The organism is Rosenbergiella sp. YN46, assembly GCF_036620675.1.
Taxonomy (GTDB): domain Bacteria; phylum Pseudomonadota; class Gammaproteobacteria; order Enterobacterales; family Enterobacteriaceae; genus Jejubacter.
On record NZ_JAZHEE010000015.1, the window covers coordinates 1 to 26178 of the forward strand.

A 26178-nucleotide genomic window follows, 5' to 3' on the forward strand; every position below is an offset into this window, starting at 1 on the left:
GCGGGCAGTTCCGTTCATTGCCGGGAAACTCCCTCTCCCGTTTCGGGAGAGGGCCGGGGTGAGGGTGACAGGCGGCTTCGGCGCCTGGTTTCAGAATAAAACCGGCAGAATATAATGATGCGGCGGGCAGTTCCGTTCACTTTGAGCCACTGCTTCTCTGTGGATTCAGCGCCGGTGAACGGGCCAGGGGGGGTCAGTCGCCGCTCCCCTGGCGACCCGGGCTTCCCGGTGGTAAAAAACGCCGCTGACGTGGGCCCCTTCGCTTATCACGCCGGGCTTTTCGGAACGGGCAAGAGTCGCCATCCCAGGCGGCCTTACCCTGTCGCGACATCCTGTCGCTCCTCCGGCCCTGCGTGAACGCTACGGCGTTTTTTAAGCCGGGATATAAGCCCCTCGTCGCTTCAGTCTGTTTTTTCAAATGACACCAGAAATACCTTTACGGATAAGTTTGGGCAGAAGATTCAGGGCGGTGACATTCTCCGGCCTGAAAATCGCCGGAGTATTCCCGGCGGCCAGGGTCAGCCCGACAGGACGTCGGGCTGAGGGCGTGCGGCACAGGGAGGTGGCGTCACGCCCGACCCGTCCGGCTGGCGGGAATACGCAGGGGCCCGCGTCAGCGGCGATTTTCACGCCGGAAAGCGGGGTTGTCAGGGGCGGCATTTGAGCCCCTGGCCCGTTCACCGGTTCCGCAACCGGCATAAGAGAAATCACCTTAAGGTGAACGGAACTTCCGCCAGCGTGGCATATTTTCCCGGAATACGACTCTTCACTGTGGACTCACGGGTTCCAGAACCGGCATATAAAAATACCCTTAAGGTGAACGGAACCTTCGCCAGCGCGACATATTCTTTCAGAACACGGCATAGACGCAAAAATAGCGCAACCGGCATAACCACGTACTACAACCGTCGTCCTGGCCTGCATCTGAAAGGCCACCGGGCAGAATATGATGATGCGGCGGCTGTTCCGTTCACTTTGGTTTCTGCTTCTCTGCTGATTCACCAGCTTGGTTATCGACATGAACAAACTGCGATATCCCGAATTCACGCGTGGTAAACAGCGTTTTCTTCAACGCAATATACTCAACCAAAAGTATACCGCTCCCGGTTTACTCCGGTTTTATGCTAATCCGCGATAAACCTTTCTTTTTTGTGAGCCGCGACAAGTTTTACGTTACGACGTAGTATGGGGATGAGCCATAAGTCGTTGGAGTGACTATGTCATCGCTAAAAATTGACGTGATTAAAGATAAGATCCTGTCGGAAAACTACTTCGTGCTGCGCAATATCACCTATGACCTGAGCCGTGGGAACGGTGAAGTGGTGCGCCACAAGAGGGAGGTTTACGATCGGGGCAATGGCGCCACCATCCTGCTCTATAATCGGGAACGACGCAGCGTGGTGCTGACGCGCCAGTTTCGGGTGGCGACCTGGGTTAACGGCAATGCCGATGGAATGCTTATTGAAAGCTGCGCCGGGCTGCTGGATGCCGATGAGCCTGAAGTATGCGCCCGTAAAGAAGCGATAGAAGAAACCGGCTTTGCAGTGGGCGAGGTGACAAAGCTGTTCGAACTCTATATGTCGCCCGGCGGCGTAACTGAACTGATTCACTTCTTTATGGCCGAATACAGCGAGGCCGTGCGGGTCAACGCCGGCGGCGGCGTTGAAGATGAAGATATCGATGTGCTGGAGATTCCCTTCGAACGCGCGCTGGCGATGGTGCGCAGCGGCGAGATCCGCGACGGTAAGACCGTGATTCTGCTCCAGCATTTGCAACTGCTGGGCATAATGAATTAACGCTGGCCGCTCCCTGGCCCGTGCTCTGGCTACCGAGGCTGTCGCGCCAGGGTCTGGCGCGCTTTGTCGGCGATATTATCGACGGTGAAGCCGAAGAATGGAAAAAGCTGCTCCGCCGGGGCTGACTCGCCGTAACTGGTCATACCGACTACATCACCGTGCAGGCCGACATATTTACGCCAGTAATCGGCAATACCTGCTTCGATCGCCACCCGGGCAGTGACGCGGGCGGGCAGTACTGATTCTCGCCAGTCGTCATCCTGGGCGTCGAAGGTATCGGTGGAAGGCAGTGACACCACTCGTACCCCCACGCCTTCCTGTTCAAGGCGCTCCGCCGCCTGCATCGTTACTGCCACCTCCGAGCCGGTGGCGATCAGAATCAGTTCGGTTTCCCCCTGGCTCTCTTTCAGTACGTAACCGCCGCGGGCCACCGCGTCGAGCTGTAGCGGCGTGCGATCCATCTGCGGTAGCCCCTGACGCGAAAGAATCAGCGCCGTGGGGCCGGTGTGGCGTTCAATGGCCGCTTTCCAGGCGACGGCGGTTTCCACCTGATCGCAGGGGCGCCAGGTGCTGAAGTTGGGCGTCAGCCGCAGGCTGGCGAGCTGCTCCACCGCCTGGTGGGTCGGCCCGTCTTCCCCCAGGCCGATGGAGTCGTGGGTGTAGATCATAATCTGGTGGGCCTTCATTAACGCCGCCATGCGCGCCGCATTGCGGGCGTACTCCACGAAGGTCAGGAAGGTGGCGCTGTAGGGCAGAAAGCCGCCGTGCAGGGCGATACCGTTGCTGATGGCGGTCATGGCGAATTCGCGCACACCGTAGTGGATGTAGTTTCCGGCATTATCCTCTTTGAGCGAGCGGGAGCCGGACCAGATGGTCAGGTTGCTGGGCGCCAGATCCGCCGAGCCGCCCATCAGCTCCGGTAGCGACGGGCCGAAGGCGTTAAGGCAGTTCTGCGACGCCTTACGGCTGGCTACCTTCGCCGGGTTGGCCTGCAACTGATGAATAACGCCCTGACTCAGCGCCGCCCAGTCTTCCGGCAGTTCGCCACGCATCCGGCGCATAAATTCCCGCCCCTGTTGCGGGTAAGCGTCGCACCATTCCGCCAGTCGTTTTTCCCAATCGGCTTCGGCGCGCTCGCCGCGTTCTCTGGCGTCCCAGGCCTGGTAGATATCGTCGGGAATCGAGAAGGGGGGATATGTCCAGCCCAACTGTTTGCGGGCCAGCGCCACCTCCGCTTCGCCCAGCGGCGCGCCATGGGCCTCTTCCTTGCCGGCTTTATTGGGGGAGCCGAAGCCGATGGTGGTACGGCAGATAATCAGAGAAGGCTTGTCCGTCACCCGCTGAGCTTCCTGAATTGCGCGGCGAATAGCCTGCGGATCGTGACCGTCAATTTCATGGACTACGTGCCAGTGATAGGCTTCAAAGCGCTTAGCGGTGTCGTCGGTAAACCAGCCTTTGGTTTCGCCGTCAATAGAGATGCCGTTGCAGTCATAAAAGCCAATCAGCTTACCCAGCCCAAGGGTTCCGGCAAGTCCACAGGCTTCGTGAGAGATGCCTTCCATCAGGCAGCCGTCGCCCATAAACACCCAGGTGTAGTGGTCGACCACTTCATGGCCCGGCTGGTTAAACTGTGCCGCCAGGGTGCGTTCGGCAATGGCCATGCCCACGGCGTTAGCCAGCCCCTGGCCCAGCGGGCCGGTGGTGGTTTCGACACCGGGCGTCAGCCCCGATTCCGGATGGCCGGGGGTACGGGAGTGAAGCTGGCGGAAGTTTTTCAACTCGTCCAGCGGCAGATCGTAACCGCTCAGATGCAGCAGGCTGTAGAGCAGCATTGAAGCGTGCCCGTTAGAGAGCACAAAGCGATCGCGATCCGGCCATAGCGGGTTGGCCGGGTTGTGTTTCAGAAAGTCGTTCCACAGTACTTCGGCGATATCCGCCATCCCCATAGGCGCACCGGGATGCCCCGAGTTCGCTTTCTGTACGGCGTCCATACTCAGGGCGCGAATAGCGTTGGCAAGTTGTTGTCGGTTCATTATTCACTCCAGGGCGGCAGTTAGAATCTGGAGGAGAGGAGATCCTCCAGCTTACGTTGATCGACAGCGAACAGCCGAATGCCTTCGGCCAGTTTGTCCACCGCCATCGGATCTTCATTGTGTTCCCAGCGAAACTCCGCTTCATCCAGCGGGGTCGGGCGTTTAAAGCCCTGTGAACTGGGAACCAGCTTGCGGGGGGCGGGTTCTTCGCTTTCCTGCAACTGCTGAAGCAGGGATGGCGAAATGGTCAGGCGGTCACAGCCCACCAGCGCCAGAATCTGTTCGGTACGGCGGAAGCTGGCCCCCATGACGATGGTTTCGAAGTTGTGTTGCTTATACCAGGCATAGATATTACGCACCGACTTCACGCCGGGATCTTCATCCACCACATAGGGATTCAGGGGCTGGCGTGCCTGGTACCAGTCGTAAATACGGCCCACGAAAGGGGAGATCAGAAAAACGCCTGCTTCAGCACAGGCCCTGGCCTGGGCGAAGGAGAACAGTAGGGTGAGGTTACAGTTAATACCCTCTTTTTCCAGCAATTCTGCGGCGCGGATCCCCTCCCAGGTGGAAGCGAGCTTAATCAGAATGCGCGATTTATCGATGCCCTGCTGCTGATACAGCTCCACCAGACGGCGGGCTTTATCGATGCTCTTTTCCTGATTGAAGGAGAGACGGGCGTCCACTTCGGTGGAGACGCGGCCCGGAATGCTCTTGAGAATTTCTACGCCAAAGTTGACCGCCAGCTTATCGCAGGCGTTCATAACCTGCTCTTCGTGGCTGGCTCCCTGCTGTTTACCCCATTCGATGGCATCATGAATCAGAGGCTGGTACTGCTCCAGCGCTGCGGCTTTGAGCAGCAGGGAAGGGTTAGTGGTGGCGTCTTGTGGCTGATAGTGGCGAATAGACTCAATGTCGCCGCTGTCGGCAACTACGGTGGTGAACTGTTTGATCGCATCTAGCTGGTTCATTTGAAACTCCCTGGTTATATACCCGTCATACTTCAAGCTGCAGGTGCCTTGACTTCGCTCAGCTATTCGGCCCTTCCTGGGCCGCACTTATCGTGCGTTCAAATCTGTTCCTGACAGATTTGTCATCCCGGTTACATAGTTTTTCTATGCTGCTGGGGATGATGAGCCTCGGCTTACCCTGTGGGCCAGCGCAAGCGCTGTTCAAACCGGCTTGTCACTCCCTTGCCGCGTTACGAGGCCGTGCTGAAGCACGTTGATATCTGCCTGCGATAGATATGTCCTGCGACTCGAATTAGTTAGGTTATAGAAAATACCTTTTGGCATAACAGAAAAAGGATAGCAGAGAGGTGTGGTAATGCTTTGCAGGATATGTAACATAAAGGTTAAAACTAAATAACATTTAGAGACCCGCAATGCTGATACTTTGGCTCCGTTCAAAGTTTGCGTGGCGGCTCGGCGCGATACTCTACCGGTGCCAGATGGCGCCATATCCCTGACATCTTCCTTAGCAAAAAAGATAGGAACAAAACAATGGACGAACAGTTGAAGCAAAGTGCCCTCGATTTTCACGAGTTCCCCGTCCCGGGCAAAATTCAGGTCGCACCGACCAAGCCGCTGGCGACCCAGCGCGATCTGGCGCTGGCCTACTCCCCGGGCGTGGCGGCACCTTGCCTTGAGATTGCCGATGATCCGCTGGCAGCTCACAAATATACGGCGCGCGGTAACCTGGTGGCCGTGGTTTCTAACGGTACGGCGGTGCTGGGCCTGGGAAACATCGGCGCGCTGGCCGGTAAACCCGTTATGGAAGGTAAGGGGGTGCTGTTCAAGAAATTCGCCGGTATTGATGTATTCGATATCGAAGTCGATGAAATGGATCCCGATAAGCTTATCGATGTGGTAGCGGCGCTGGAGCCGACCTTCGGCGGGATCAACCTGGAAGACATTAAAGCGCCGGAATGTTTCTATATTGAGAAAAAACTGCGCGAGCGCATGAATATTCCGGTGTTCCACGACGACCAGCACGGTACCGCCATTATCTGTACCGCTGCGGTGCTGAACGGTCTGCGGGTGGTGAAAAAGAATATCTCCGATGTTCGTCTGGTGGTTTCCGGCGCCGGCGCTTCGGCCATCGCCTGTATGAACCTGCTGGTAGCCCTGGGGATGCAGAAGCACAACATCGTGGTGTGCGACTCCAAAGGCGTAATCTACAAGGGCCGTGAAGAGAACATGGCCGAAACTAAAGCGGCCTACGCCATCGATGACAACGGCCAACGCACCCTTAGCGAAGCGATTGAAGGCGCCGATATTTTCCTGGGTTGCTCCGGCCCGAAAGTGATGACCCAGGAGATGGTCAGGAAGATGGCCGACTCGCCGCTGATTCTGGCGCTGGCTAATCCGGAGCCGGAGATCATGCCGCCGCTGGCGAAAGAAGTTCGCCCCGACGCCATTATCTGCACCGGTCGTTCCGACTTCCCCAACCAGGTGAACAACGTTCTCTGCTTCCCGTTTATCTTCCGCGGCGCGCTGGATGTGGGCGCCACCGCCATTAACGAAGAGATGAAACTGGCGGCGGTTCACGCCATTGCCGAGCTGGCCCACGCCGAACAGAGCGAAGTGGTTGCTTCCGCTTATGGCGATCAGGAACTTTCCTTCGGGCCGGAGTACCTGATCCCTAAACCGTTCGATCCGCGTCTTATCGTCAAGATCGCCCCGGCCGTGGCGAAGGCGGCGATGGATTCCGGCGTGGCGACGCGTCCTATCAGCGATTTCGAAGCCTATAAGGATAAGCTGACCGAGTTCGTTTATAAAACCAACCTGTTTATGAAGCCGATTTTCTCCCAGGCCCGTAAGGATCCCAAACGCGTGGTGCTGGCAGAAGGCGAGGACAGCCGCGTGCTGCACGCCACCCAGGAGCTAATCACCCTGGGGCTGGCGAAGCCCATTCTGATAGGTCGCCCAAGCGTTATTGAAATGCGCATCAAGAAACTGGGCCTGCAGATCGAGCCGGGCCGCGATTTCGAGATCGTTAATAACGAATCCGATCCGCGCTACAAGTCTTACTGGAACGAGTATTACGAGATCATGAAGCGCCGCGGCGTGACTCAGGAGCAGGCCCAGCGGGCGATTCTGAGCAACACCACCGCCATCGGCGCCATCATGGTGCATCGCGGCGAGGCCGACGCGCTGATCTGCGGTACTATCGGCGAATATCATGAGCATTTTTCGGTAGTGGAAAAGCTGTTTGGCTATCGCGAAGGGGTCAGCGCTGCCGGGGCAATGAACGCGCTGCTGCTGCCGAGCGGCAACACCTTTATTGCCGATACCTATGTGAATGACGATCCTACGCCGGAGCAGCTGTCGGAAATCACCCTGATGGCGGCGGAGACCGTACGTCGTTTCGGGATTGAGCCTAAGGTGGCGCTGCTGTCGCACTCCAGTTACGGCTCTTCGGACGCCCCGGCGGCCTGTAAGATGCGCCAGACCCTGGAGCTGGTGCGTGAACGGGCGCCGGATTTGATGATCGATGGCGAAATGCACGGCGATGCGGCGCTGATGGAAAATATCCGTCACGACCGTATGCCGGACAGCCCGCTGAAAGGTTCGGCGAACATCCTGATTATGCCGAATATGGAAGCGGCGCGTATCAGCTACAACCTGCTGCGGGTCTCCAGTTCTGAAGGGGTGACGGTTGGGCCAGTGTTGATGGGCATCGCCAAACCGGTTCACGTACTGACTTCTATCGCTTCAGTACGTCGTATCGTGAATATGGTGGCGCTGGCGGTGGTCGAAGCTCAGACGAATCCGCTGTAACGGGCGTTGATGGAATGCTCCCATAAAGGGAGCATTCTATTAAAGTCTTTATCGTCAATAATCTTCGTGGATTTGATGGTTCTCTGAGAGCTTAATACAGATTTTTTTTATAATATTTTATTCTGCTGTCATAGCCTGTTATCAGGCATATATGATAAGTATCATTGTAGCCATAAGAGTTTTTTTCATAAACCGAAGCCTCGGCTAAGCATTCATTTTCAATATAAGTATCCCAACCTTTTTTCGCTTTCCTGGCCAGTCTGGCGACGGTAGCTTTATCATAGGGTCTCTCTTCAGGGGAAGATATCGATTGAAAATATTTATTGAACGATCTCTGATATTCTTTTTTCTTTTGAATGGCTACATCCATAATACACACAGTGATTTCGGCCGTGTGTGACATATTCGTACAATACGGGAAAGAGGCGTTATCTTTATCATGGGATTCATTTGCGTAAGAGTAGAACGCTGATGGCAGGAGTAATAAAAAAAACATAAATAGCTTCATTACTTCTTTCCTTGTAGATAGCGTATACGACCTCTGACAGACTCATATTCGAGCAAAGAAGGAGTTTCTCTTATTAATCTGATAACGCTTTCTTTTTTATTTTTCTCAAAATATGAAACCATCTTATAGTTTAGGGAACCCTGATATTTCATATCAACAAAAATTATCTTTTTGCTGCTTAACAAAGTCTCGGGCGCTACAGTGGCTTTTTCGGGAGGCTTCAGCTATTTTTTTTTGTTTGTTCAGATGGAATGCCAGCAGAAGTCAGATCGCGAATAATCCCGGTGGTTGAGCGGTATTTTAGATCGTGACCTCGTCCTATTGTAACACCAGAACCGTAGGCATGGCACCGGGATGAGATTCCCGGCCAGTGAATTTTTCTTGAGTAATAAAGGCTGCCGGGAATGTTATTGCCTTCGGCACGGAAAGTGAGTAGTCCTTCTCTGGGCTCCATGTGCAATGTTCTCCATAAATACGCTTTAACGGTATATCTCAGATATCAGTTATTTTTATTTTCATCAAGGCATATCTGTACGCTATCGCCGGTTCTGAAAATGGAAAACGATCGCCCGCCAGCAGTGCGATCGTGATTTCGCTCCAGGGAGTGACTATACCCACTCCCGCACTTTCAGAAATTCGCTCAGTTCAGCCTCCGGGCTGCCGGGTTCGGGGTGGTAGTCATACTGCCAGCGCACCAGCGGCGGCATCGACATCAGTATCGATTCGGTACGTCCGCCGGTTTGCAGGCCGAACAGGGTGCCGCGATCCCAGACCAGGTTAAACTCCACGTAACGTCCGCGGCGCCACAGCTGGAATTCGCGCTCGCGTTCGCCCCATGGCATAGCGCGACGCCGTTCGACGATCGGCAGATAAGCGTCAAGAAACCCCTGGCCGACGGCCTGCGTGAAGTCGAAGCAGTGGTCGAAATCCGGGGTGTTCAGATCGTCATAGAACAGGCCACCGATACCGCGCTGTTCATTGCGATGCCTGAGCCAGAAATATTCATCGCACCACTTCTTGTAGCGCGGATACACCTCTTCACCAAAGGGCAGACAGAGATCGCGCGCAGTGCGGTGCCAGTGACGGGCATCTTCCTCAAAGCCGTAATAAGGGGTGAGATCAAAGCCGCCGCCGAACCACCACACCGGAGGGGCATCCGGTTTTTCGGCAATGAAGAATCGCACGTTAGCGTGGCTGGTGGGAACGTATGGGTTGGTGGGATGCACCACCAGTGAAACCCCCATCGCTTCGAAGCTGCGGCCCGCCAGTTCGGGGCGGTGCGCCGTCGCGGAAGCTGGCATCTGGTCGCCATGGACGTGGGAAAAGTTAACCCCTGCCTGTTCGAACAGCTCGCCGTTCAGTACCCGGGTGCGGCCGCCGCCGCCGCCCGGGCGTTGCCAGTCGTCTTCGCGAAAGCGGGCGCCGTCGCGGCTGGCCAGTTCATGGCAAATGCTGTCCTGCAGTTCCAGCAGGCAGTTTTTTACTTTTTGAATATCGGATTTCATTATGATGTGCGTTTAGAGTGAGCCTTGTGGTTATCAAACCAGTTAAAATAGTTCACCACACCGCCTGCGATGGCATGGGCTATCTTCTGGCGAAATGCGGTGGTGCCCAGCAGTCGTTCTTCCGCAGGGTTGGTGATAAACGAAGTTTCCACCAGCACCGATGGTATCGAAGGCGATTTTAGCACCACAAAGGCGGCCTGTTCGGTGCTCTTGCTGTGCAGGCGATGCACCGCGCGAATCTGCTTAAGTACGTGAGAGCCCAGGGTCAGGCTGTTCTTAATGGTGTCAGTCTGCACCAGATCGAACAGCACCTGTTGCAGGTAGTGATCGCGATTTTTCGCCTTGTTGCCCGCGACGTCATCCGCAGCATTTTCGCGCTCGGACAGGTATTTCGCCATGGCGCTACTGGCCCCGCGGTTAGAGAGCGCAAAGACCGAGGCTCCGGAAACCGAAGGGTTGGTAAAGCCGTCCGCATGAATCGACATGAACAGATCGGCGCCGTGTTTGTGGGCTATCTCTACGCGATCGTAGAGCGGAATAAATTCGTCCGTTGTACGGGTCAGACGCGCGTCATAGCCTTTCTGGCGCAGAATGGTGCGCACATTTTTGGCGATGGCCAGCACTACGTGCTTCTCCATGGAGCCATTGCTCCCAAGCGCGCCGCTATCTATGCCGCCATGACCGGGATCCAGCATGATCACGCGGCGTCCCCCCGATTTTTTGTTGGGGGCGCTATGTCCGTTGTGGGTTTTTAATGCCTTACTCTCTTCTCTGGCGTACGCGCTATTGAGTCCGGCGAACGTCAGAGCCGCCAGACCGGTTAATAAAAACTGGCGGCGTGATGCAATGGGTTGCAGCGTCTTTATTTTACTCATACGGCCTTGTTGTTTTGTCTTTGTGATGTCCCTTGAAGCCTGACGGCTCCATATTGCCACGTAAGCCGCGCCTGCAAGGCGGGCCAGGGGGTTGTTACATCCTATCGTAACTTGCTAAACGCTGCTGGATGATAACAAATGTTTTACTTTTCATTTCAATCAATGACAGCGGCCATTATGCCATCGATAGCGACGATATGAGGCCAGGATATTGGCTATTTCTTCTATTGAAGCCATAATCAGCCTTTTCAGGGTAAAAACGCGGGGCTACTCATGGAGATACGCATTTTTCGCCAGGATGATTTCGAAGAGATAATTACGCTCTGGGAACGCTGCGATCTGCTGCGTCCCTGGAATGATCCTGAAATGGATATCGAACGTAAAATGAATCACGATCCGGATCTGTTCCTGGTCGCCGAAGTCGGCGGAGAGATTGTCGGTTCGCTGATGGGCGGGTATGACGGCCATCGCGGCTCGGCATACTATCTGGGGGTACATCCGGAATTCCGCGGTCGCGGCATTGCTAATGCGCTGCTCAGTCGTCTTGAGAAAAAGCTGATTGCCCGGGGCTGCCCCAAAATCAATATTCAGGTACGTGAAGATAATGACATCGTTATCGGTATGTATGAACGTCTTGGATATGAACAGCAGGACGTTATCAACCTTGGGCGGCGTCTGATAGAGGACGAAGAGTATTAGATTGCGCCTCTTGGCCTCTGACGCGGCGTTGAGCGAAAAATCCGCAGGTAAGGCGGAGGGCGCCGGGCAGAGCGCTCCTCTGCTCAGGTCTGGTAGCGCGCCAGCGGGTTGTTCGCTCTTGCCCCGAAGGGGCCAGGGTACTTTTTACGCATAGATTGTCTGGTTACTTGTCGCTGATTGAATTTGGAAAATGTCCGCCAGTATCATCTATGCAGAGTGAATAACAGACATTGCCTGGCTAACTCATTGAACAGGGTAAAGTTTACGCAGTGTGTACCCGTTAATAACTTTCTTGCCTTACGGGTTCCTGTTATTTAAATAGTGGCTTCCATATTGGTTATAAAGGGCCCGAGATTGGGCCTGTTAAACTGTAGTGATTTTATGAGAGTATGCGCCCCCAGAAGCAAGGACTTAATTGTATTTTATTTTGGTAATGTTTCCCCTGTTATCTAAATGATAATTATCACCATCATGGGGCTTGAATGTTATATTGAAATTTCTACTTTTATTAACGGTGAAAACAGCATTCTTTTCGATGCAGTTTACTTTTGTTTTTATATCGGAAAAACATCGCCTGTCATATTTTCCTTCCTCCTTGTAGCCATCACCAAAATCCCAGAATACAATGGTGAAGTATCCGGATGAGGATGGCTTTGGTATGTTGTACTTATCCTTTAGCCTGTCTTTGTTTTCAAGCCACCAGTTTATTTTTCCCCTGTCTGTAATTGGGTAGTTCCTGACTAAAACGGATGCATGGTTACCCTCTTCATGGACTGCAATCACTTTCACCGGACGCAATGATAACCAAAGCCAGTAGCTTAGCAGTGTACAGACAATCAGAAACAGCAGGAAAATGGTTTTCTTATTTTTTACTTTCATTTACGGGTTCCTGTTATTTCAATAGTAGCTTCCATATTGGTCATAAAGGGCCTGAAACCAAACTGGCTGTAACGCTGGAGTACAAACCAGATACGGAAAAACCGGAGCTGGTTAAATTTAGTTTTTGATATATCGTCGCTATCCAGGCCGAAGTGATCCTGAACCTTATAGTGAACAACGGCACGGTAGCGATCGTCATCAACCTGTAGTGATTTGATGGTGATATGGGTTGCCCAGGTATCATGCACGGTTATTCCCATACCGTTAAAGTTATCCTGGAATCGATCAAATTTAGGGAGTTTTCCATCCATAATTGCCATTCTGAGTTCATTTTTTCCATCCATGGGGTAACATTTATTTTCCCAGTCAATATTTTTTTTAATAGCTTCATCCAAATATAAGCGAGTACTGTTTGGTGTGTTATCCGATAAAATATGCTCCTTTAGCGCCCTGTCCAGTAACATATGCCTGAACGGTGCGCCGCTGGCCCCCTGCATATGGGTGATCATCTGCTTTATTAGCGATTTATAAGGGCCGTATATCGCAAAGGCGCGGGACAAATCCCGGAATTCGTCAAAGAGTATAGCGGCACACTGCTGACGGGTGATTTTTTCCCCTGTGCCGCGGGAGCCATGAAACCTTGACTGTGGCTGCCTGAACGGGGTGATTTTTGCCAGCGTGTATGGGTTTGCCCTGTTGGAAACATCTATCAGGTGAAACTGTGTTTTTAGCTGGCTTTCGGACAGGTCGCCGCAGCGCATATCGCTGGCGCGGTAGTCGTCCATCCATTTTTGCGTTTTAAATATCGTGCAGGGAAACTGAAGTGCAGGCATAAAAAGACGTTCCTTATCGTAATAGCCCATGCAGCCTTACATATCACAATACTATATATGTGTCTTGCCATAGTGTCATATTGCATCTCTTTACTACGCGAATTCAGATTTCTGAACGTGTCGTAATGCGCCGATTTTCTTTTAACACGGCAAAGCCACGCCTCACAACATGAGGTTTTTGTACCAATGGGGGGCAGGGAGGAGCGAACAATAAGATCAGGGTAATAAAAATGGTATATGGATACCGGGATAACGACGACTTCTTCCTGAAGAGCAAAGTCGCATTTCCCGGTAAGGCGTAATGAATCTGATATATTATGGCCTGGTAATTTTCTTAACGTCGATTTCGACCGAGTTCCAGTCTTTATCCACTTCGCCTTCAATACGCACTTTATCTTTTGGGGTTACCGTCAGGCCGCCCCAGACGTCGTCGTCGATATCGACATTGACGGAGCCGCTGGCATCGCGGAATTCATACAGCTCTTTACCCACTTTACGCAGGATGTTGCCTTCCAGCACCACCCAACTGTCGTCGCGCAGGCCTTTTGCTTTTTCCACCGTAGTGCTGGAAACGTTAGGGCCGACAAAACCGCCCTGGCGTTGGGTTGACTGATCCGGCCCAGAAAAGCCGCCATTCTGAGCCATCGCGGAGGTTGCGGTCAGTGCTGCGGTTGCAAGCAGCAGAGCCAGAACGCTTTTTTTCATCTCAATCTCCTTATTCTTCGGGATACGAATATGTGCGTATCGCTTTCACAATGCCATAATCTGTCACTTCCATCTTATCTAAACCTTAAGGCATATGTGGGAAGCATCTGATTATAATAGCCATGGCTGGTTAAGACTGCCGCCGCTATTTTGGGCGGTGCTGGTGCTACAGGCCCGAACCTGGGTGCTGCTGGTGCTGGCAGGGGCTTCACGCCAGCAGGGAGAGACGCTGCTGGCGCTGTTTTATCCGGATCGCACCGCGTTCTGGCTGGGCCTGCTGGCGGGGATACCAGCGGCGCTGGCTTTTTTACTTAGCGGGCGGCGTCAGCGTTTCCCACGGCTGTGGCGTGGATGGCGTCGGGTGCTTATCGTGACCCAATCGCTTCTTTCGCTCTGGCAGCTGTGGTTGCTGGCCCAGGGGGAGGCGGAAACCGTGACCGCCCTGGCGCTACTCATCGTCGATCTGCTGGCGCTATGGTGGCTTCTGGTTAGCCGTCGTTTGCGTGCCTGTTTTACGCCGTTTGATGAACATAATGGCACTTTTAGCTGATGCCGCACTCCAACTGTGCGTCACACAACAAGTACGGGAATAAGGAATGAAGAAACTGCGAGCGTTACTGATGGGGAGCATGGTGCTGATGGCCAGCGGTTGTTCGACCTTGTCTGAAGTTCACTGGTCGAAAATGGCGCCATGGAACTGGTTTGGCTCCTCGATTAGCGTCAGCGACAGCGGGGTAGGGGGAATCGGCGCCGCTACGCCGCTTAACGAAGAGGCCATTGCCGACGGCCTGAACGGAGATTACCGGCTGCGCAGCGGTATGAGGATGACCGACGGTCGGGTGATGAGCTATTACGAAGCCCTGAAAGATGACAACGTGGCGCTGATAATTAGCGGCGATGGCGGCCATGTAGGAAAAATCATCGTAATGGATGAGGATATCGCTACTGCTGAAGGCGGCGTTAAATTGGGAACGCCTTTTAGCGATCTTTACCGTAAGGCCTATGGCGCCTGTACCAAAGGCAGCGGCGAGGATGCCGAGCTGGTGGTCTGTAAGGCGCCGAACAGCCAGCATCTGAGCTATCTGTTTGGCGGCACATGGCGTGGGCCGGAAGGGCTGATGCCTTCAGATGATACATTAAAAGAATGGCGGCTTAAAAAGATCGTCTGGCAGCGTTAAGCCGCGCTACTATATAGCCTCTGCAGCGCCGCGTTTCTGCGGCGCTGAGTTCACGACTGGACGGGCAGCATAAGCCCGCATAAGCCTCAACGAGCCGTTGTTCATTTTATTTTTCAGGAGGAGTTATGTCCCGGGTGCAGACCGGTATTTTGCCGGAACATTGTCGCGCTGCTATCTGGCTGGAAGCGCGTTTTCAGGGGGATTTCGCTGCGCTGAAGCAGGGATGTCAGGATTTTCATGCGCGACTGGAAGCGCTGCGCGCCCAGTGGCCGGATGCCCGTCTCGGCGCGGTGGTGGCTTTTGGCCACGATCTGTGGCGCGATCTGAGCGGCGGCGCAGGCGCGCCAGAGCTGAAAGATTTTACCCCGCTTGGCAAGGGACTGGCTCCGGCCACCCAACGTGATGTGCTGATTCACATTCTCTCCTGGCGTCATGATGTGAACTTCAGTGCCGCTCAGGCCGCGCTGGCGGCTTTCGGTGGCGTGCTGAAGGTCGAAGAGGAGATCCACGGCTTCCGCTGGGTTGAAGAGCGCGATCTCAGTGGTTTCGTGGATGGCACCGAAAACCCGGCCGGCGAGGAGCTGCGCCGCGAGTATGGCATCATCAACGGCGGCGTGGACGATGGCGGCAGCTATGTGTTCGCCCAGCGCTGGGAACATAACCTGAAGCAGCTCGGTAATATTAGCATCCCCGATCAGGAGATGATTATTGGTCGTACCAAAGTGGCGAATGAAGAGATTGAACCGGAAGAGCGTCCGGTGACTTCGCACCTGAGCCGGGTGGATCTGGAAGAAGACGGCAAGAGCCTGAAGATTATTCGCCAGAGTCTGCCCTATGGCACCGCCAGCGGCACTCACGGTCTGTACTTCATTGCCTATTGTGCGCGGTTGCACAACATTGAGCAGCAACTGCTGAGCATGTTTGGCGAAACCGATGGTAAACGCGACGCCATGCTGCGCTTTACCAAACCCGTTACCGGCGGCTACTACTTCGCCCCTTCCCTGGACCGGCTTCTGGCCCTGTGAGTCCACTGCAGCGTGGCTTTCCGGCCGCGCTGCCTTCTTATATTGTTTTGCGCTTGTAAATCACCAAACGGTATATAAAAGCGTTACAGCTTTGCCTCCCGTTATAAATACACTGATATCCATTGAAGTAAGGGCGTGATAGCTGCTGATTTCAGATATTAGGGTGGGAGAATGTCCGTTAAGTCACTAAAAACATCAGGACGCGCGCTGGCCGTTTCGCTGCTACTGCTGGTGGGGCAGGCGCAGGCGACCGAGCTGCTCAACAGTTCCTATGACGTTTCGCGCGAGCTGTTCGCCGCGTTGAATCCGCCGTTCGTCAAACAGTGGGCCAGCGAAAACCACGGCGATCCCCTGACCATCAAACAGTCCCACGCCGGATCATCGAAACAGGCGCTGGCGATTTTGCAGGGCTTAAAAGCCGATGTTGTAACTTATAACCAGGTGACCGATGTGCAGATTCTGCACGATCGCGGTCGTCTGCTGCCCGCTGACTGGCAGAGCCGTCTGGCGAACCACAGCTCACCGTTCTATTCCACCATGGCCTTTCTGGTACGTAAGGGAAACCCGAAAAATATCCATAGCTGGCAGGATCTGGGGCGCAGCGACGTTAAGCTTATCTTCCCCAATCCGAAGACTTCGGGCAACGCCCGTTACACATACCTGGCGGCCTGGGGCGCTTCCTGGAAAGCGAACGGCGGCGATAAGGCGAAAACCGAACAGTTTATGACCCGCTTCCTGAAGAATGTTGAGGTGTTCGACACCGGCGGGCGCGGCGCCACTACCAGCTTTGTGGAGCGCGGGCTGGGCGATGTGCTGATTAGCTTCGAATCTGAAGTGAACAATATTCGTAATCAGTATCCGGATCGGCAGTTCGAGGTGGTGGTACCGAAGGTCAACGTACTGGCGGAATTCCCGGTGGCCTGGCTGGATAAAAATGTGGAGTCCCGCGGTACCGAAAAGGCGGCGAAGGCTTACCTGAACTATCTCTACAGCCCATCGGCTCAGAAAATTATTACCGATTTCTACTACCGGGTGAATAACCCGAAGTTGATGGGGCAGTTGAAGGATCGATTCCCGGAAACTGAGCTGTTCCGGGTGGAAGATCTGTTCGGCAGCTGGAATGAGGCGATGAAAACCCATTTCGCCAGCGGCGGGGAGCTGGATAAACTGCTGGCGGCGGGGCGTAGCTAATGTTTGCGGTTGCATCGAAGCGCGTGCTGCCAGGTTTTACCCTGAGCCTGGGCACCAGTCTGTTGTTTGTCTGCCTGATCCTGCTGCTGCCGTTGAGCGCACTGGTGATGCAGCTCTCCCAGATGACGCTGGCGCAATACTGGGAGGTGATTACGAATCCGCAGGTGGTCGCCGCCTATAAGGTAACGCTGCTTTCCGCCGCGGTAGCATCGGTGTTTAACGGCGTTTTCGGCATGTTGATGGCCTGGATTCTGACCCGCTATCAGTTCCCCGGCCGTAGCCTGCTGGATGGTCTGATGGATCTGCCGTTCGCGCTGCCGACCGCCGTGGCGGGTCTGACTTTGGCGTCGCTCTTTTCCGCTCATGGCCTGTACGGCGAATGGTTGGGTGAAATGGGTATTAAGGTGACCTATACCTGGCTTGGTATCGCGGTAGCGATGGCCTTCACCAGCGTCCCCTTTGTGGTGCGTACCGTTCAACCGGTGCTGGAAGAGCTGGGGCCCGAGTACGAAGAGGCGGCCCAGACTCTGGGAGCGACCCGCTTTCAGAGCTTTCGTCGGGTGGTGCTGCCGGAACTTTCCCCGGCGCTGCTTGCCGGCGTGGCGCTCTCTTTTACCCGCAGCCTGGGCGAATTCGGCGCGGTGATCTTTATCGCCGGCAATATTGCATGGAAGACCGAAGTCACCTCGCTGATGATCTTTGTGCGCCTGCAGGAGTTTGATTATCCGGCGGCCAGCGCCGTGGCGTCGGTTATCCTGGGCGCGTCGCTGCTGTTGCTGTTTAGCATCAATACGTTGCAGAGCCGCTTTGGCAAACGGGTAGGGGGGCACTGATGTCTGAAGTAACCCAACTGTATGACCGTCCGCGAGTGGACTGGGTTAAATGGCTGCTGATTGGCACCGGTGCGCTGCTCTCGTTCCTGCTGCTGGTGGTGCCGATGATCTACATCTTTACCCAGGCCTTTTCTAAAGGAATTCTGCCGGCGCTGAATAATCTGGCGGATCCCGACATGCTGCACGCCATCTGGCTGACGGTGTTGATCGCGTTGATCGCGGTGCCGGTCAATCTGCTGTTCGGCACGCTGCTGGCCTGGCTGGTAACGCGCTTTACTTTCCCGGGGCGCCAGCTGCTGCTGACCCTGTTGGATATCCCTTTTGCGGTGTCGCCGGTGGTGGCGGGTCTGGTCTATTTGCTGTTTTACGGTACCAATGGCCCGATGGGCGCCTGGCTGGATGCTCACGATCTGCAAATCATGTTTTCCTGGCCGGGTATGGTGCTGGTGACTATCTTCGTCACCTGTCCTTTTGTGGTGCGTGAGCTGGTGCCGGTGATGATGAGCCAGGGCAGCAACGAAGATGAAGCCGCTATTCTGCTGGGGGCTTCTGGCTGGCAGATGTTCCGTCGGGTGACGCTGCCCAACATCCGCTGGGCGCTGTTGTATGGCGTAGTTTTGACTAACGCTCGCGCCATCGGTGAGTTCGGCGCGGTATCGGTGGTGTCCGGCTCAATTCGCGGCGAGACGCTATCGCTGCCATTACAGATTGAACTGCTGGAGCAGGACTATAATACGGTCGGCTCCTTTACCGCCGCGGCCCTGCTGGCCCTGATGGCGATTATTACCCTGTTTTTAAAGAGTACGTTGCAGTGGCGTCTGAACCATCAGCATAAACGCCAGCAACAGGAGGGAGATCAATGAGCATTGAGATCGACGGAATCAAAAAATCATTTGGCCGCACCCGGGTGCTGAACGATATCTCACTGGACATTCCTTCCGGCCAGATGGTAGCGCTGCTGGGGCCTTCCGGCTCGGGAAAGACCACGCTGCTGCGTATTATCGCCGGTCTTGAGAGCCAGAGCAGCGGGCGTATCCGCTTTCACGGAACCGATGTCAGCCGTCTGCATGCCCGGGATCGCCGGGTGGGATTTGTGTTTCAGCACTATGCGCTGTTTCGCCATATGACGGTATTCGACAATATCGCCTTTGGTCTGACGGTGCTGCCGCGCCGTCAGCGCCCGAATGCTGCGACTATTCGCCAGAAAGTCAGCAAACTGCTGGATATGGTGCAACTGGCCCACCTGGCAGATCGCTTCCCGGCGCAGCTTTCCGGCGGTCAGAAGCAGCGGGTAGCGCTGGCGCGCGCGCTGGCGGTAGAACCGCAGATTTTGTTGCTTGATGAGCCGTTCGGCGCGCTGGATGCTCAGGTTCGTAAAGAGCTGCGTCGCTGGCTGCGCGAACTGCATGAAGAGCTAAAATTTACCAGCGTCTTCGTGACCCACGACCAGGAAGAGGCGATGGAAGTGGCCGACAGGGTGGTGGTGATGAGTCAGGGGAATATAGAACAGGCCGATGCGCCGGAGCAGGTGTGGCGAGAACCGGCGACCCGCTTCGTGCTGGAGTTCCTGGGTGAGGTTAATCGCCTGGGCGGCACTCTGCGTGGCGGTCAGTTCCACGTTGGCGCCCACCGCTGGTCGCTGGGCTATACGCCAGCCTGGCAGGGTGAGGTGGATCTGTTCCTGCGCCCCTGGGAAGTGGATATCAGTCGTCGTACCAGCCTGGATTCGCCGCTGCCGGTACAGGTGGTAGAGGTCAGCCCTCGCGGCCACTATATGCAACTGGTGGTTCAACCTGAAGGCTGGAGCCGTGAGCCGCTGACGGTGGTAATGCAGGACGAGCACCCCCCCAGGCGCGGCGAACGCCTGTTCGTGGGTTTGCAGAACGCGAGAATTTATCACGGCGATGAGCGTATACAACCTGTTGCGTTAGCGCGCACGGCCTGATATACCCGTTATACTGCAAGCTGCAGGCACGTTAGCGGTACTCAGAAATTCGGCCCATCCATGGGCCTCATCCTTTCAGGGCCGCACTTATCGTGCGTTCAAATCTGTTTCTGACAGATTTGTAACCCCGGTCACATAGTACGACTATGCTTCCGGGGAGGGTAAGCCGCAAGCGCTGTTCAAACCGGTATCGGTTTGTCACTCTCTTGCTGCGTTACGGGGCCCTGGCGGGACTCGCCCCTTCGGGGCCGTGCTGAACTGCTTTTGGCAGATATGCCCTGCAACTCGAATTATTTAGAGTATAAAAGAGAACAAAGAATCACCGAGAGCGGCCACCTGGCCGTTTTTATTTTCTGGACAAGTGAAACGTGAGCACACTGGAAAACACAATCGGTAATACGCCGCTGGTTCGTCTGCAGCGTATGACGCCGGATAACGGCAGCGAAATTTGGGTTAAGCTGGAAGGTAGCAATCCCGCTGGTTCGGTAAAGGATCGGGCGGCGTATTCAATGATAGTCCATGCTGAGGCGCGCGGTGATATCACGCCGGGCGATGTGCTTATCGAAGCCACCAGCGGTAACACCGGTATTGCGCTGGCGATGATTGCGGCGTTGAAAGGCTACCGCATGAAGCTACTGATGCCGGACAATATGAGCCTGGAGCGTCAGGCGGCGATGCAGGCCTACGGCGCGGAGTTAATCCTGGTCAGTAAAAGCGACGGTATGGAAGGCGCCAGAGCGCTGGCCCGGGATATGGCGGCGCGTGGCGAAGGCTATGTGCTGGATCAGTTTAATAATCCGGATAACCCGCTGGCCCACTATGAAACCACCGGGCCGGAAATCTGGCGCCAGACCGCCGGTAAGCTGACCCATTTTGTCTCCAGCATGGGAACCACTGGCACTATTACCGGCACTGCGCGTTTCCTGCGCGAGCAGAGTTCACCGGTTACTATCGTTGGCCTGCAGCCCGAAGAGGGCAGTAGCATTCCGGGGATCCGCCGCTGGCCTCAGGAGTGGATGCCGGGCATTTTCGATGCGGAACTGGTGGATGAAGTGCTGGATATCGGCCAGCAGGAGGCGGAAGCGACCATGCGTCGCCTGGCCCGGGAAGAGGGGATTTTCTGCGGCGTCAGTTCCGGTGGCGCGGTAGCGGGTGCTCTGCGGGTGGCACGAACCACGCCGGGGGCAGTGGTGGTGGCGATTATCTGCGATCGCGGCGATCGCTATCTTTCCACCGGGGTTTACGGTGAAGATCATTTTACTCAGGGGGCGGGAATCTGAATTTTGCCGATAAAAAAACGGCGCCAGACGGGCGCCGTTTTTACATCAGCTAAACGCGATTATTTTTTAATGCGGATAACCGGCGTTTCGCCAACGGTAACGCTGCCAGACAGCTTGGTCAGCTCTTTGATCTCGTCCATATTGGAGATAACGACTGGCGTCAGCGTGGATTTCGCTTTTTCTTCCAGCAGCGGCAGATCGAATTCGATAACCACGTCGCCCCCTTTTACGCGCTGGCCTTCTTCAGCGATGCGTTTGAAACCTTCGCCTTTCAGTTCAACGGTATCGATACCGAAGTGAACGAACAGCTCAATGCCGCTATCGGATTCGATAGAGAAGGCGTGGTTAGTTTCAAAAATTTTACCGATGGTGCCGTCAACCGGCGCGACCATTTTGTCGCCGGTCGGTTTGATAGCGATACCATCGCCAACGATTTTCTCAGCGAATACCACGTCTGGCACGTCTTCGATATTGACGATTTCGCCAGACAGCGGCGCAACGATATCAATCGTTCCGGTGTCGCTGCTACCTTTATTGTCACCGAACAGTTTACTAAAAAACCCCATTAACCTTCTCTCCTAAGCAGTAATTTGGGCCGCATCTCGTGGATTAGCAGATTGTTTTTTCTTCAATGAACTTGTTAACCAGCGTCATTAACTCGTCCGTTGTCGGTTGAGCAAGAGCCTGCTCTGCTAACACCTTCGCATCTTCGAAGTTAGTGTTACGGATGATCTTCTTGATGCGCGGGATAGAGATGGCACTCATACTGAACTCATCCAGCCCCATCCCCAGCAACAGAAGTGTAGCACGTTCATCACCAGCAAGCTCACCGCACATCCCGGTCCACTTCCCTTCTGCGTGAGAAGCATCGATAACCTGCTTGATTAGGTTAAGGACCGACGGCGACATCGGCTGGTAGAGATGCGAGATCATATCATTACCACGGTCTACTGCCAGTGTATACTGCGTCAGATCATTGGTTCCGATGCTGAAGAAGTCGACTTCTTTGGCCAGGTGGCGGGCAATGGTCGCTGCAGCGGGGGTTTCCACCATTACGCCAATCTCGATTTTTTCATCGAAGGCTTTGCCTTCTGCGCGCAGTTCGGCCTTGTAGCCCTCCAGCGCCTGCTTCAGTTCGCGTACCTCTTCGACAGAGATAATCATCGGGAACATGATACGCAGTTTGCCGAAAGCGGAAGCGCGCAGGATGGCGCGCAGCTGATCGCGCAGGATCTCTTTACGATCCATAGCGATACGAATAGCGCGCCAGCCGAGGAACGGGTTTTCCTCTTTCGGGAAGTTCATGTAAGGCAGCTCTTTGTCGCCGCCGATGTCCATGGTACGCACGATAACCGCCTGCGCGCCGCAGGCTTCCGCTACCGCTTTGTAGGCATCGAACTGCTCGTCTTCGGTCGGCAGGGATTCTCTGTCCATAAACAGGAATTCGGTACGGTACAGGCCAACGCCTTCGGCGCCGTTGCGCTCGGCGCCGGCGACATCGCGCACGGTACCAATGTTGGCGCATACTTCAACCTGATGGCCGTCCAGGGTGATAGCCGGCAGATCTTTCAGTTTAGCCAGTTCGGCTTTCTCTTCGGCAACCTGAGTCTGGAGCTGACGCATGGCGTCAATCTCTTCCTGGCTCGGGTTGACATAAACTTTGTTGTTAACCGCATCAAGAATCAGATAATCGCCGTTTTTCACCTGGCTTGTCACGCTACCGGTACCCACGATAGCCGGCAGCTCCAGAGAGCGGGCCATGATGGAGGTGTGCGAGGTACGACCGCCCAGATCGGTGATAAAGCCCAGCACCTTGTTCAGATTCAGCTGTGCGGTTTCAGACGGTGTCAGATCGGCGGCCACCAGAATAACTTCATCCTGAATCGCGCTCAGATCGATAATCGCCAGACCCAGGATGTTGCGCAGCAGACGCTTACCGATGTCACGCACGTCGGCCGCGCGTTCTTTCAGGTATTCATCATCCAGCTCTTCCAGCGCAGTGGCCTGACCTTCGATAACTTCGTGCGCCGCTGCGTCAGCGGTGACGTGCTTATCTTTAATCAGGGCTATGATTTCCTGCTCCAGCTCTTCATCTTCCAGCAACATGATGTGGCCTTCGAAGATGGCTTCCTTTTCCTCACCGAAGGTCTCGCCCGCTTTTACCTTGATTGCTTCAAGCTGAGCGGACGCTTTGGCGCGACCGTCCAGGAAGCGTTTGACTTCCTGATCGACGTTGTCGGCAGAAATCTTTTTCCGGTCGATGACAATTTCATCTTCCTTCAGCAAGAGCGCCTTGCCGAAAGCGATACCCGGGGATGCTAAAATGCCTGAAATCATAACCCTACCTTTAATTGACTGATATTAATCCGAAACTGAATGAGTGATTACTCAAGTTCCGCCATCAGTTTTACCAGATGCTCTACAGCCTGCTGCTCGTCTTCGCCTTCGGCAGAGATAGAGACTACGGTACCCTGAGTCAGGCCCAGAGTCTGCAGTTTGAACAGGCTTTTGGCGCTGGCGCTTTTGCCGTTGGAAGTCACGGTGATATCAGAACTGAAGCCTTTAGCTTCTTTAACAAACTGAGCGGCAGGGCGGGTGTGCAGACCGTTCGGAGCGGTAATGGTAACTTCTTGCTGGAACATTGTATTTCCCCAACTTATAGGTTTAGTGTTATGGAACTAAAGTCTAGCCTGGGGGCCACACTTTAGCCTCTATTACTTAAGCGCTGGCGTAACCGTGGCGCGGTGCGGGATGCTGTGGGCCTTCATGTGCGATGGGCTCAATCAGCCATCCTGGCGTTAGCGCCTCGCTCGCCATCGAATATTATGCATCCTGATGCTCGAGTCTACCAATGGGATAAATCGATTCAGCCGTTAAGGGCACGCAGCGAATAATTTCGCGCATCAAAATAATTAGCAGGTTAAATACCAGAGGCGAGGGGGGTTAAGCAATGCTAACAGGGGTAAAAGTTTGATGGAATCCACAAAAAAGCACCCCTAAAGGTGCTTTTTTAATCTTTTTTAACAAGATGGCATCACTGTTGCAACTCTTTTTCGGTGAAGAGATCGGCGAACAGCGCGGTGCTCAGATAGCGCTCGCCGGAAGAGGGCAGAATAACAACGATATTCTTGTTCGCAAAGGTTTCATCTTCCTGCAATTTCAGCGCCGCAGCCACGGCGGCACCGGAAGAGATACCGGCCAGGATACCTTCTTCTTCCATCAGCCGACGGGCGGTAGAGATGGCCTCTTCGTTGGTAATGCCGACGACCTGATCCACCAGGCTTAAATCGAGGTTGCCTGGAATGAAGCCAGCGCCGATGCCCTGAATTTTATGGGGGCCTGGTTTTAACTCAGCGCCGGCCAGCGCTTGGGCGATAACCGGCGAATCGGTCGGCTCTACGGCAACAGCGACCAGATCTTTTTTGCCTTTGGTGTTCTTAATGTAGCGGGCTACGCCGGTCAGGGTGCCGCCGGTGCCGACCCCTGCGATAAATACGTCCACATCACCATCGGTATCTTCCCAGATTTCAGGGCCGGTGGTTTTTTCGTGAATTTCCGGGTTGGCCGGATTGCTGAACTGTTGCAGCAGCAGATATTTTTCAGGCGCGCTGGCGACAATTTCTTCCGCCTTCTGAATGGCGCCTTTCATTCCTTTAGCGCCTTCGGTCAGCACCAGGTTGGCGCCCAGCGCCTTCAGCAATTTGCGGCGCTCTACGCTCATGGTTTCCGGCATGGTGAGCGTCAGTTTATAACCCCGGGCCGCGGCGACGTAAGCCAGCGCAATTCCGGTATTGCCGCTGGTTGGTTCAACCAGTTCGACGCCAGGCTTCAGCAGGCCGCGCTTTTCGGCGTCCCAAATCATGTTCGCGCCGATACGGCACTTCACGCTAAAGCTGGGATTACGGGATTCCACCTTTGCCAGGATGCGCCCGTTGCCGATACGGTTGAGACGCACCAGCGGCGTGTGGCCGATTGTCAGGGAGTTATCTTCGTAAATCTTACTCATGGCCGGTCCTTAACTGTATGAAATTTGGGAACCACACCAGCATACCCGGTTGGGGTCAAGGGTGAAGTAAGGAAATCGCATATCTATATATTGATGCGAAATAAATGACAAAACTTATGGAATAAGGGCGAAAATAGCCAGGGGCTGGCACACAAATCCGCCCGTTGAGAAGCGGCGCCCGATGCCAGGCGCCGCTATTGCGTTTAACGCCAGCGGGCATGTCGTGCCCGGTAGCAGTCCACCCACATAGCGGTGGCGCCGCAGACCGCTACCGGCATAATGACCAGATTAAGCACTGGAATCAGCGTAAAGAGACTGACCAGAGCGCCGAACTGCATATTCGTCACCTTGCGCTCGCGCAACGCGACGCGCATTTCCGCAAACGGGACTTTGTGGTTATCGAAAGGATAGTCGCAATACTGAATCGCCAGCATCCAGGCGCTGAACAGGAACCAGAGTACCGGAGCGACGGTCTGGCCGATGCCGGGAATAAAGTACAGAATCAGCAATACCACAGCCCGGGGTAGATACCAGGCGAATTTCTGCCATTCGCGCTTCATGATGCGCGGCAGATCTTTCATGATATCGATAACGCCGGTATCCGGCGGCGTGGCGCCCGTCAGTCGCGCCTCAAGCTGTTCCGCCAGCAATCCACTAAATGGGGCGGCTATCCAGTTAGCAATAGTGGAAAAGAAGTAGCTGAAAACCAGCAGGATAGAGAGGGTCGCCAGAGGCCACAGCAGGTAACTCAGCCACTGTAGCCAGTCGGGAACATAGCTCATTAGCGCCGGAATCCAGGCGCCCAGTTTGTTAAACAGCCACCAGAAGGCGCCGCCCATCAACAGAACGTTGACCAGAAGAGGCAGGAAAACAAAGCGGCCGATACCCGGTTCGCGTATCAGTTTCCAGCCCTGAGAAAAGTAGTGCAGCCCGCTGCGGGGGGTGCTGCCGCTGTGTGATACCATGTCTGGCGTCGCTCCTTAATAAGACAACCGATTGGTGCCCGCCTATCATATGTCGGGCAAAATGCGATAACCACCTCAGAAATGGTCGAAAAAACAGCAAAAGGACCTTTTTAGGAGATCTTTCTGATGAGAAGCACCGG

At 54.7% G+C, this 26178-nt stretch carries 27 protein-coding genes; 11 read left to right on the forward strand and 16 right to left on the reverse strand.

Annotation, left to right across the window (positions count from 1 at the left end; genetic code table 11):
* Positions 1-165: 165 nt before the first annotated feature.
* Positions 166-303, reverse strand: a complete 138-nt coding sequence (locus tag V3W49_RS12355) for a hypothetical protein (RefSeq protein WP_500145821.1) — start codon at positions 301-303, stop codon at positions 166-168.
* A 111-nt stretch (positions 304-414) separates the two neighbouring features.
* Positions 415-660, reverse strand: coding sequence for a hypothetical protein (locus V3W49_RS12360; RefSeq protein ID WP_500145822.1), 246 nt, complete (start codon positions 658-660; stop codon positions 415-417).
* A gap of 557 nt (positions 661-1217) precedes the next feature.
* On the opposite strand from V3W49_RS12360, the gene nudK reads away from it, so the two are divergent.
* On the forward strand, positions 1218-1796 hold the full coding sequence (nudK, locus tag V3W49_RS12365) for a GDP-mannose pyrophosphatase NudK (protein WP_500145824.1): 579 nt from the start codon (positions 1218-1220) through the stop codon (positions 1794-1796).
* A 29-nt stretch (positions 1797-1825) separates the two neighbouring features.
* Here the strand turns inward: nudK and tkt are convergent, their stop codons facing one another.
* On the reverse strand, positions 1826-3829 hold the full coding sequence (gene tkt, locus V3W49_RS12370; protein WP_500145825.1) for a transketolase: 2004 nt from the start codon (positions 3827-3829) through the stop codon (positions 1826-1828).
* 20 nt (positions 3830-3849) lie between these two features.
* Complete coding sequence (gene tal / locus V3W49_RS12375) at positions 3850-4800, reverse strand: transaldolase (protein WP_500145827.1); 951 nt, start codon at positions 4798-4800, stop codon at positions 3850-3852.
* 531 nt (positions 4801-5331) lie between these two features.
* On the opposite strand from tal, the gene maeB reads away from it, so the two are divergent.
* Entirely contained in the window at positions 5332-7611 is a 2280-nt protein-coding gene (maeB, locus tag V3W49_RS12380) for an NADP-dependent oxaloacetate-decarboxylating malate dehydrogenase (RefSeq protein WP_500145828.1), read from the forward strand.
* A 91-nt stretch (positions 7612-7702) separates the two neighbouring features.
* Here the strand turns inward: maeB and V3W49_RS12385 are convergent, their stop codons facing one another.
* From V3W49_RS12385 to amiA, 4 genes are all read right to left on the reverse strand, one after another.
* The gene (locus V3W49_RS12385) at positions 7703-8119 is read right to left on the reverse strand and encodes a lysozyme inhibitor LprI family protein (protein WP_500145829.1); all 417 of its coding nucleotides are present in this window, start codon (positions 8117-8119) and stop codon (positions 7703-7705) included.
* Between the two features lie 220 nt (positions 8120-8339).
* Positions 8340-8573: a DUF8812 domain-containing protein gene (locus tag V3W49_RS12390; RefSeq protein WP_500145831.1), complete on the reverse strand. Its 234-nt coding sequence runs from the start codon at positions 8571-8573 to the stop codon at positions 8340-8342.
* Positions 8574-8727: 154 nt separating this feature from the next.
* On the reverse strand, positions 8728-9624 hold the full coding sequence (gene hemF / locus V3W49_RS12395; protein WP_500145833.1) for an oxygen-dependent coproporphyrinogen oxidase: 897 nt from the start codon (positions 9622-9624) through the stop codon (positions 8728-8730).
* Positions 9624-10499 (reverse strand): N-acetylmuramoyl-L-alanine amidase AmiA, encoded by an 876-nt coding sequence (gene amiA / locus V3W49_RS12400; protein ID WP_500145834.1) that lies wholly within the window; start codon positions 10497-10499, stop codon positions 9624-9626. Before amiA ends, hemF begins: the two co-directional genes overlap by 1 nt.
* 273 nt (positions 10500-10772) lie before the next feature.
* Between amiA and V3W49_RS12405 the strand changes: the two genes are divergently transcribed.
* Positions 10773-11198, forward strand: coding sequence for a GNAT family acetyltransferase (locus V3W49_RS12405; RefSeq protein ID WP_500145835.1), 426 nt, complete (start codon positions 10773-10775; stop codon positions 11196-11198).
* Positions 11199-11609: 411 nt separating this feature from the next.
* Here the strand turns inward: V3W49_RS12405 and V3W49_RS12410 are convergent, their stop codons facing one another.
* The 3 genes from V3W49_RS12410 to V3W49_RS12420 form a co-directional block, all read right to left on the reverse strand.
* Complete coding sequence (locus V3W49_RS12410; protein WP_500145837.1) at positions 11610-12077, reverse strand: DUF943 family protein; 468 nt, start codon at positions 12075-12077, stop codon at positions 11610-11612.
* Positions 12074-12910 carry a DUF3289 family protein gene (locus V3W49_RS12415; protein WP_500145839.1) on the reverse strand — a complete coding sequence of 279 codons (837 nt, stop codon included), beginning with the start codon at positions 12908-12910 and terminating at the stop codon, positions 12074-12076. Before V3W49_RS12415 ends, V3W49_RS12410 begins: the two co-directional genes overlap by 4 nt.
* A 315-nt stretch (positions 12911-13225) precedes the next feature.
* Positions 13226-13615 (reverse strand): YgiW/YdeI family stress tolerance OB fold protein, encoded by a 390-nt coding sequence (locus tag V3W49_RS12420; RefSeq protein ID WP_500145841.1) that lies wholly within the window; start codon positions 13613-13615, stop codon positions 13226-13228.
* A gap of 94 nt (positions 13616-13709) precedes the next feature.
* On the opposite strand from V3W49_RS12420, the gene V3W49_RS12425 reads away from it, so the two are divergent.
* The 8 genes from V3W49_RS12425 to cysM all read left to right on the forward strand — a co-directional run bounded on the left by V3W49_RS12425 (position 13710) and on the right by cysM (position 21067).
* Positions 13710-14165: a DUF2919 domain-containing protein gene (locus tag V3W49_RS12425; protein WP_500145842.1), complete on the forward strand. Its 456-nt coding sequence runs from the start codon at positions 13710-13712 to the stop codon at positions 14163-14165.
* Positions 14166-14211: 46 nt separating this feature from the next.
* Positions 14212-14793 carry an RpoE-regulated lipoprotein gene (locus tag V3W49_RS12430; protein ID WP_500145843.1) on the forward strand — a complete coding sequence of 194 codons (582 nt, stop codon included), beginning with the start codon at positions 14212-14214 and terminating at the stop codon, positions 14791-14793.
* 125 nt (positions 14794-14918) lie between these two features.
* A complete protein-coding gene (locus V3W49_RS12435; RefSeq protein WP_500145845.1) occupies positions 14919-15818 on the forward strand; it encodes a Dyp-type peroxidase in 900 nt (299 codons plus the stop codon).
* Positions 15819-15989: 171 nt separating this feature from the next.
* The gene (locus V3W49_RS12440) at positions 15990-17009 is read left to right on the forward strand and encodes a sulfate ABC transporter substrate-binding protein (RefSeq protein WP_500145847.1); all 1020 of its coding nucleotides are present in this window, start codon (positions 15990-15992) and stop codon (positions 17007-17009) included.
* A complete protein-coding gene (gene cysT / locus V3W49_RS12445) occupies positions 17009-17842 on the forward strand; it encodes a sulfate/thiosulfate ABC transporter permease CysT (protein WP_500145849.1) in 834 nt (277 codons plus the stop codon). Before V3W49_RS12440 ends, cysT begins: the two co-directional genes overlap by 1 nt.
* Positions 17842-18705, forward strand: a complete 864-nt coding sequence (gene cysW / locus V3W49_RS12450; RefSeq protein ID WP_500145851.1) for a sulfate/thiosulfate ABC transporter permease CysW — start codon at positions 17842-17844, stop codon at positions 18703-18705. Before cysT ends, cysW begins: the two co-directional genes overlap by 1 nt.
* Positions 18702-19787 carry a sulfate/thiosulfate ABC transporter ATP-binding protein CysA gene (gene cysA / locus V3W49_RS12455; protein ID WP_500145852.1) on the forward strand — a complete coding sequence of 362 codons (1086 nt, stop codon included), beginning with the start codon at positions 18702-18704 and terminating at the stop codon, positions 19785-19787. The genes cysW and cysA overlap by 4 nt, the downstream gene beginning before the upstream one ends.
* A gap of 368 nt (positions 19788-20155) precedes the next feature.
* On the forward strand, positions 20156-21067 hold the full coding sequence (cysM, locus tag V3W49_RS12460) for a cysteine synthase CysM (RefSeq protein WP_500145853.1): 912 nt from the start codon (positions 20156-20158) through the stop codon (positions 21065-21067).
* A gap of 59 nt (positions 21068-21126) precedes the next feature.
* On the opposite strand, the gene crr is transcribed toward cysM, so the two are convergent.
* The 5 genes from crr to cysZ form a co-directional block, all read right to left on the reverse strand.
* Positions 21127-21633 carry a PTS glucose transporter subunit IIA gene (crr, locus tag V3W49_RS12465; RefSeq protein ID WP_500145855.1) on the reverse strand — a complete coding sequence of 169 codons (507 nt, stop codon included), beginning with the start codon at positions 21631-21633 and terminating at the stop codon, positions 21127-21129.
* Between the two features lie 43 nt (positions 21634-21676).
* Positions 21677-23404, reverse strand: coding sequence for a phosphoenolpyruvate-protein phosphotransferase PtsI (gene ptsI, locus V3W49_RS12470; RefSeq protein WP_500145857.1), 1728 nt, complete (start codon positions 23402-23404; stop codon positions 21677-21679).
* 47 nt (positions 23405-23451) lie between these two features.
* A complete protein-coding gene (gene ptsH, locus V3W49_RS12475; protein WP_131864030.1) occupies positions 23452-23709 on the reverse strand; it encodes a phosphocarrier protein Hpr in 258 nt (85 codons plus the stop codon).
* Between the two features lie 392 nt (positions 23710-24101).
* Entirely contained in the window at positions 24102-25073 is a 972-nt protein-coding gene (gene cysK, locus V3W49_RS12480) for a cysteine synthase A (protein WP_500145859.1), read from the reverse strand.
* 203 nt (positions 25074-25276) lie between these two features.
* Positions 25277-26038 (reverse strand): sulfate transporter CysZ, encoded by a 762-nt coding sequence (gene cysZ / locus V3W49_RS12485; RefSeq protein ID WP_500145861.1) that lies wholly within the window; start codon positions 26036-26038, stop codon positions 25277-25279.
* Positions 26039-26178: the final 140 nt, after the last annotated feature.

Bases quoted from the DNA above. Each gene is read 5' to 3' on its own strand.
- V3W49_RS12355 (WP_500145821.1), bottom strand. From the start codon at position 303: ATGGCGACTCTTGCCCGTTCCGAAAAGCCCGGCGTGATAAGCGAAGGG.
- V3W49_RS12360 (WP_500145822.1), bottom strand. From the start codon at position 660: ATGCCGCCCCTGACAACCCCGCTTTCCGGCGTGAAAATCGCCGCTGAC.
- nudK (WP_500145824.1), top strand. From the start codon at position 1,218: ATGTCATCGCTAAAAATTGACGTGATTAAAGATAAGATCCTGTCGGAA.
- tkt (WP_500145825.1), bottom strand. From the start codon at position 3,829: ATGAACCGACAACAACTTGCCAACGCTATTCGCGCCCTGAGTATGGAC.
- tal (WP_500145827.1), bottom strand. From the start codon at position 4,800: ATGAACCAGCTAGATGCGATCAAACAGTTCACCACCGTAGTTGCCGAC.
- maeB (WP_500145828.1), top strand. From the start codon at position 5,332: ATGGACGAACAGTTGAAGCAAAGTGCCCTCGATTTTCACGAGTTCCCC.
- V3W49_RS12385 (WP_500145829.1), bottom strand. From the start codon at position 8,119: ATGAAGCTATTTATGTTTTTTTTATTACTCCTGCCATCAGCGTTCTAC.
- V3W49_RS12390 (WP_500145831.1), bottom strand. From the start codon at position 8,573: ATGGAGCCCAGAGAAGGACTACTCACTTTCCGTGCCGAAGGCAATAAC.
- hemF (WP_500145833.1), bottom strand. From the start codon at position 9,624: ATGAAATCCGATATTCAAAAAGTAAAAAACTGCCTGCTGGAACTGCAG.
- amiA (WP_500145834.1), bottom strand. From the start codon at position 10,499: ATGAGTAAAATAAAGACGCTGCAACCCATTGCATCACGCCGCCAGTTT.
- V3W49_RS12405 (WP_500145835.1), top strand. From the start codon at position 10,773: ATGGAGATACGCATTTTTCGCCAGGATGATTTCGAAGAGATAATTACG.
- V3W49_RS12410 (WP_500145837.1), bottom strand. From the start codon at position 12,077: ATGAAAGTAAAAAATAAGAAAACCATTTTCCTGCTGTTTCTGATTGTC.
- V3W49_RS12415 (WP_500145839.1), bottom strand. From the start codon at position 12,910: ATGCCTGCACTTCAGTTTCCCTGCACGATATTTAAAACGCAAAAATGG.
- V3W49_RS12420 (WP_500145841.1), bottom strand. From the start codon at position 13,615: ATGAAAAAAAGCGTTCTGGCTCTGCTGCTTGCAACCGCAGCACTGACC.
- V3W49_RS12425 (WP_500145842.1), top strand. From the start codon at position 13,710: ATGTGGGAAGCATCTGATTATAATAGCCATGGCTGGTTAAGACTGCCG.
- V3W49_RS12430 (WP_500145843.1), top strand. From the start codon at position 14,212: ATGAAGAAACTGCGAGCGTTACTGATGGGGAGCATGGTGCTGATGGCC.
- V3W49_RS12435 (WP_500145845.1), top strand. From the start codon at position 14,919: ATGTCCCGGGTGCAGACCGGTATTTTGCCGGAACATTGTCGCGCTGCT.
- V3W49_RS12440 (WP_500145847.1), top strand. From the start codon at position 15,990: ATGTCCGTTAAGTCACTAAAAACATCAGGACGCGCGCTGGCCGTTTCG.
- cysT (WP_500145849.1), top strand. From the start codon at position 17,009: ATGTTTGCGGTTGCATCGAAGCGCGTGCTGCCAGGTTTTACCCTGAGC.
- cysW (WP_500145851.1), top strand. From the start codon at position 17,842: ATGTCTGAAGTAACCCAACTGTATGACCGTCCGCGAGTGGACTGGGTT.
- cysA (WP_500145852.1), top strand. From the start codon at position 18,702: ATGAGCATTGAGATCGACGGAATCAAAAAATCATTTGGCCGCACCCGG.
- crr (WP_500145855.1), bottom strand. From the start codon at position 21,633: ATGGGGTTTTTTAGTAAACTGTTCGGTGACAATAAAGGTAGCAGCGAC.
- ptsI (WP_500145857.1), bottom strand. From the start codon at position 23,404: ATGATTTCAGGCATTTTAGCATCCCCGGGTATCGCTTTCGGCAAGGCG.
- ptsH (WP_131864030.1), bottom strand. From the start codon at position 23,709: ATGTTCCAGCAAGAAGTTACCATTACCGCTCCGAACGGTCTGCACACC.
- cysK (WP_500145859.1), bottom strand. From the start codon at position 25,073: ATGAGTAAGATTTACGAAGATAACTCCCTGACAATCGGCCACACGCCG.
- cysZ (WP_500145861.1), bottom strand. From the start codon at position 26,038: ATGGTATCACACAGCGGCAGCACCCCCCGCAGCGGGCTGCACTACTTT.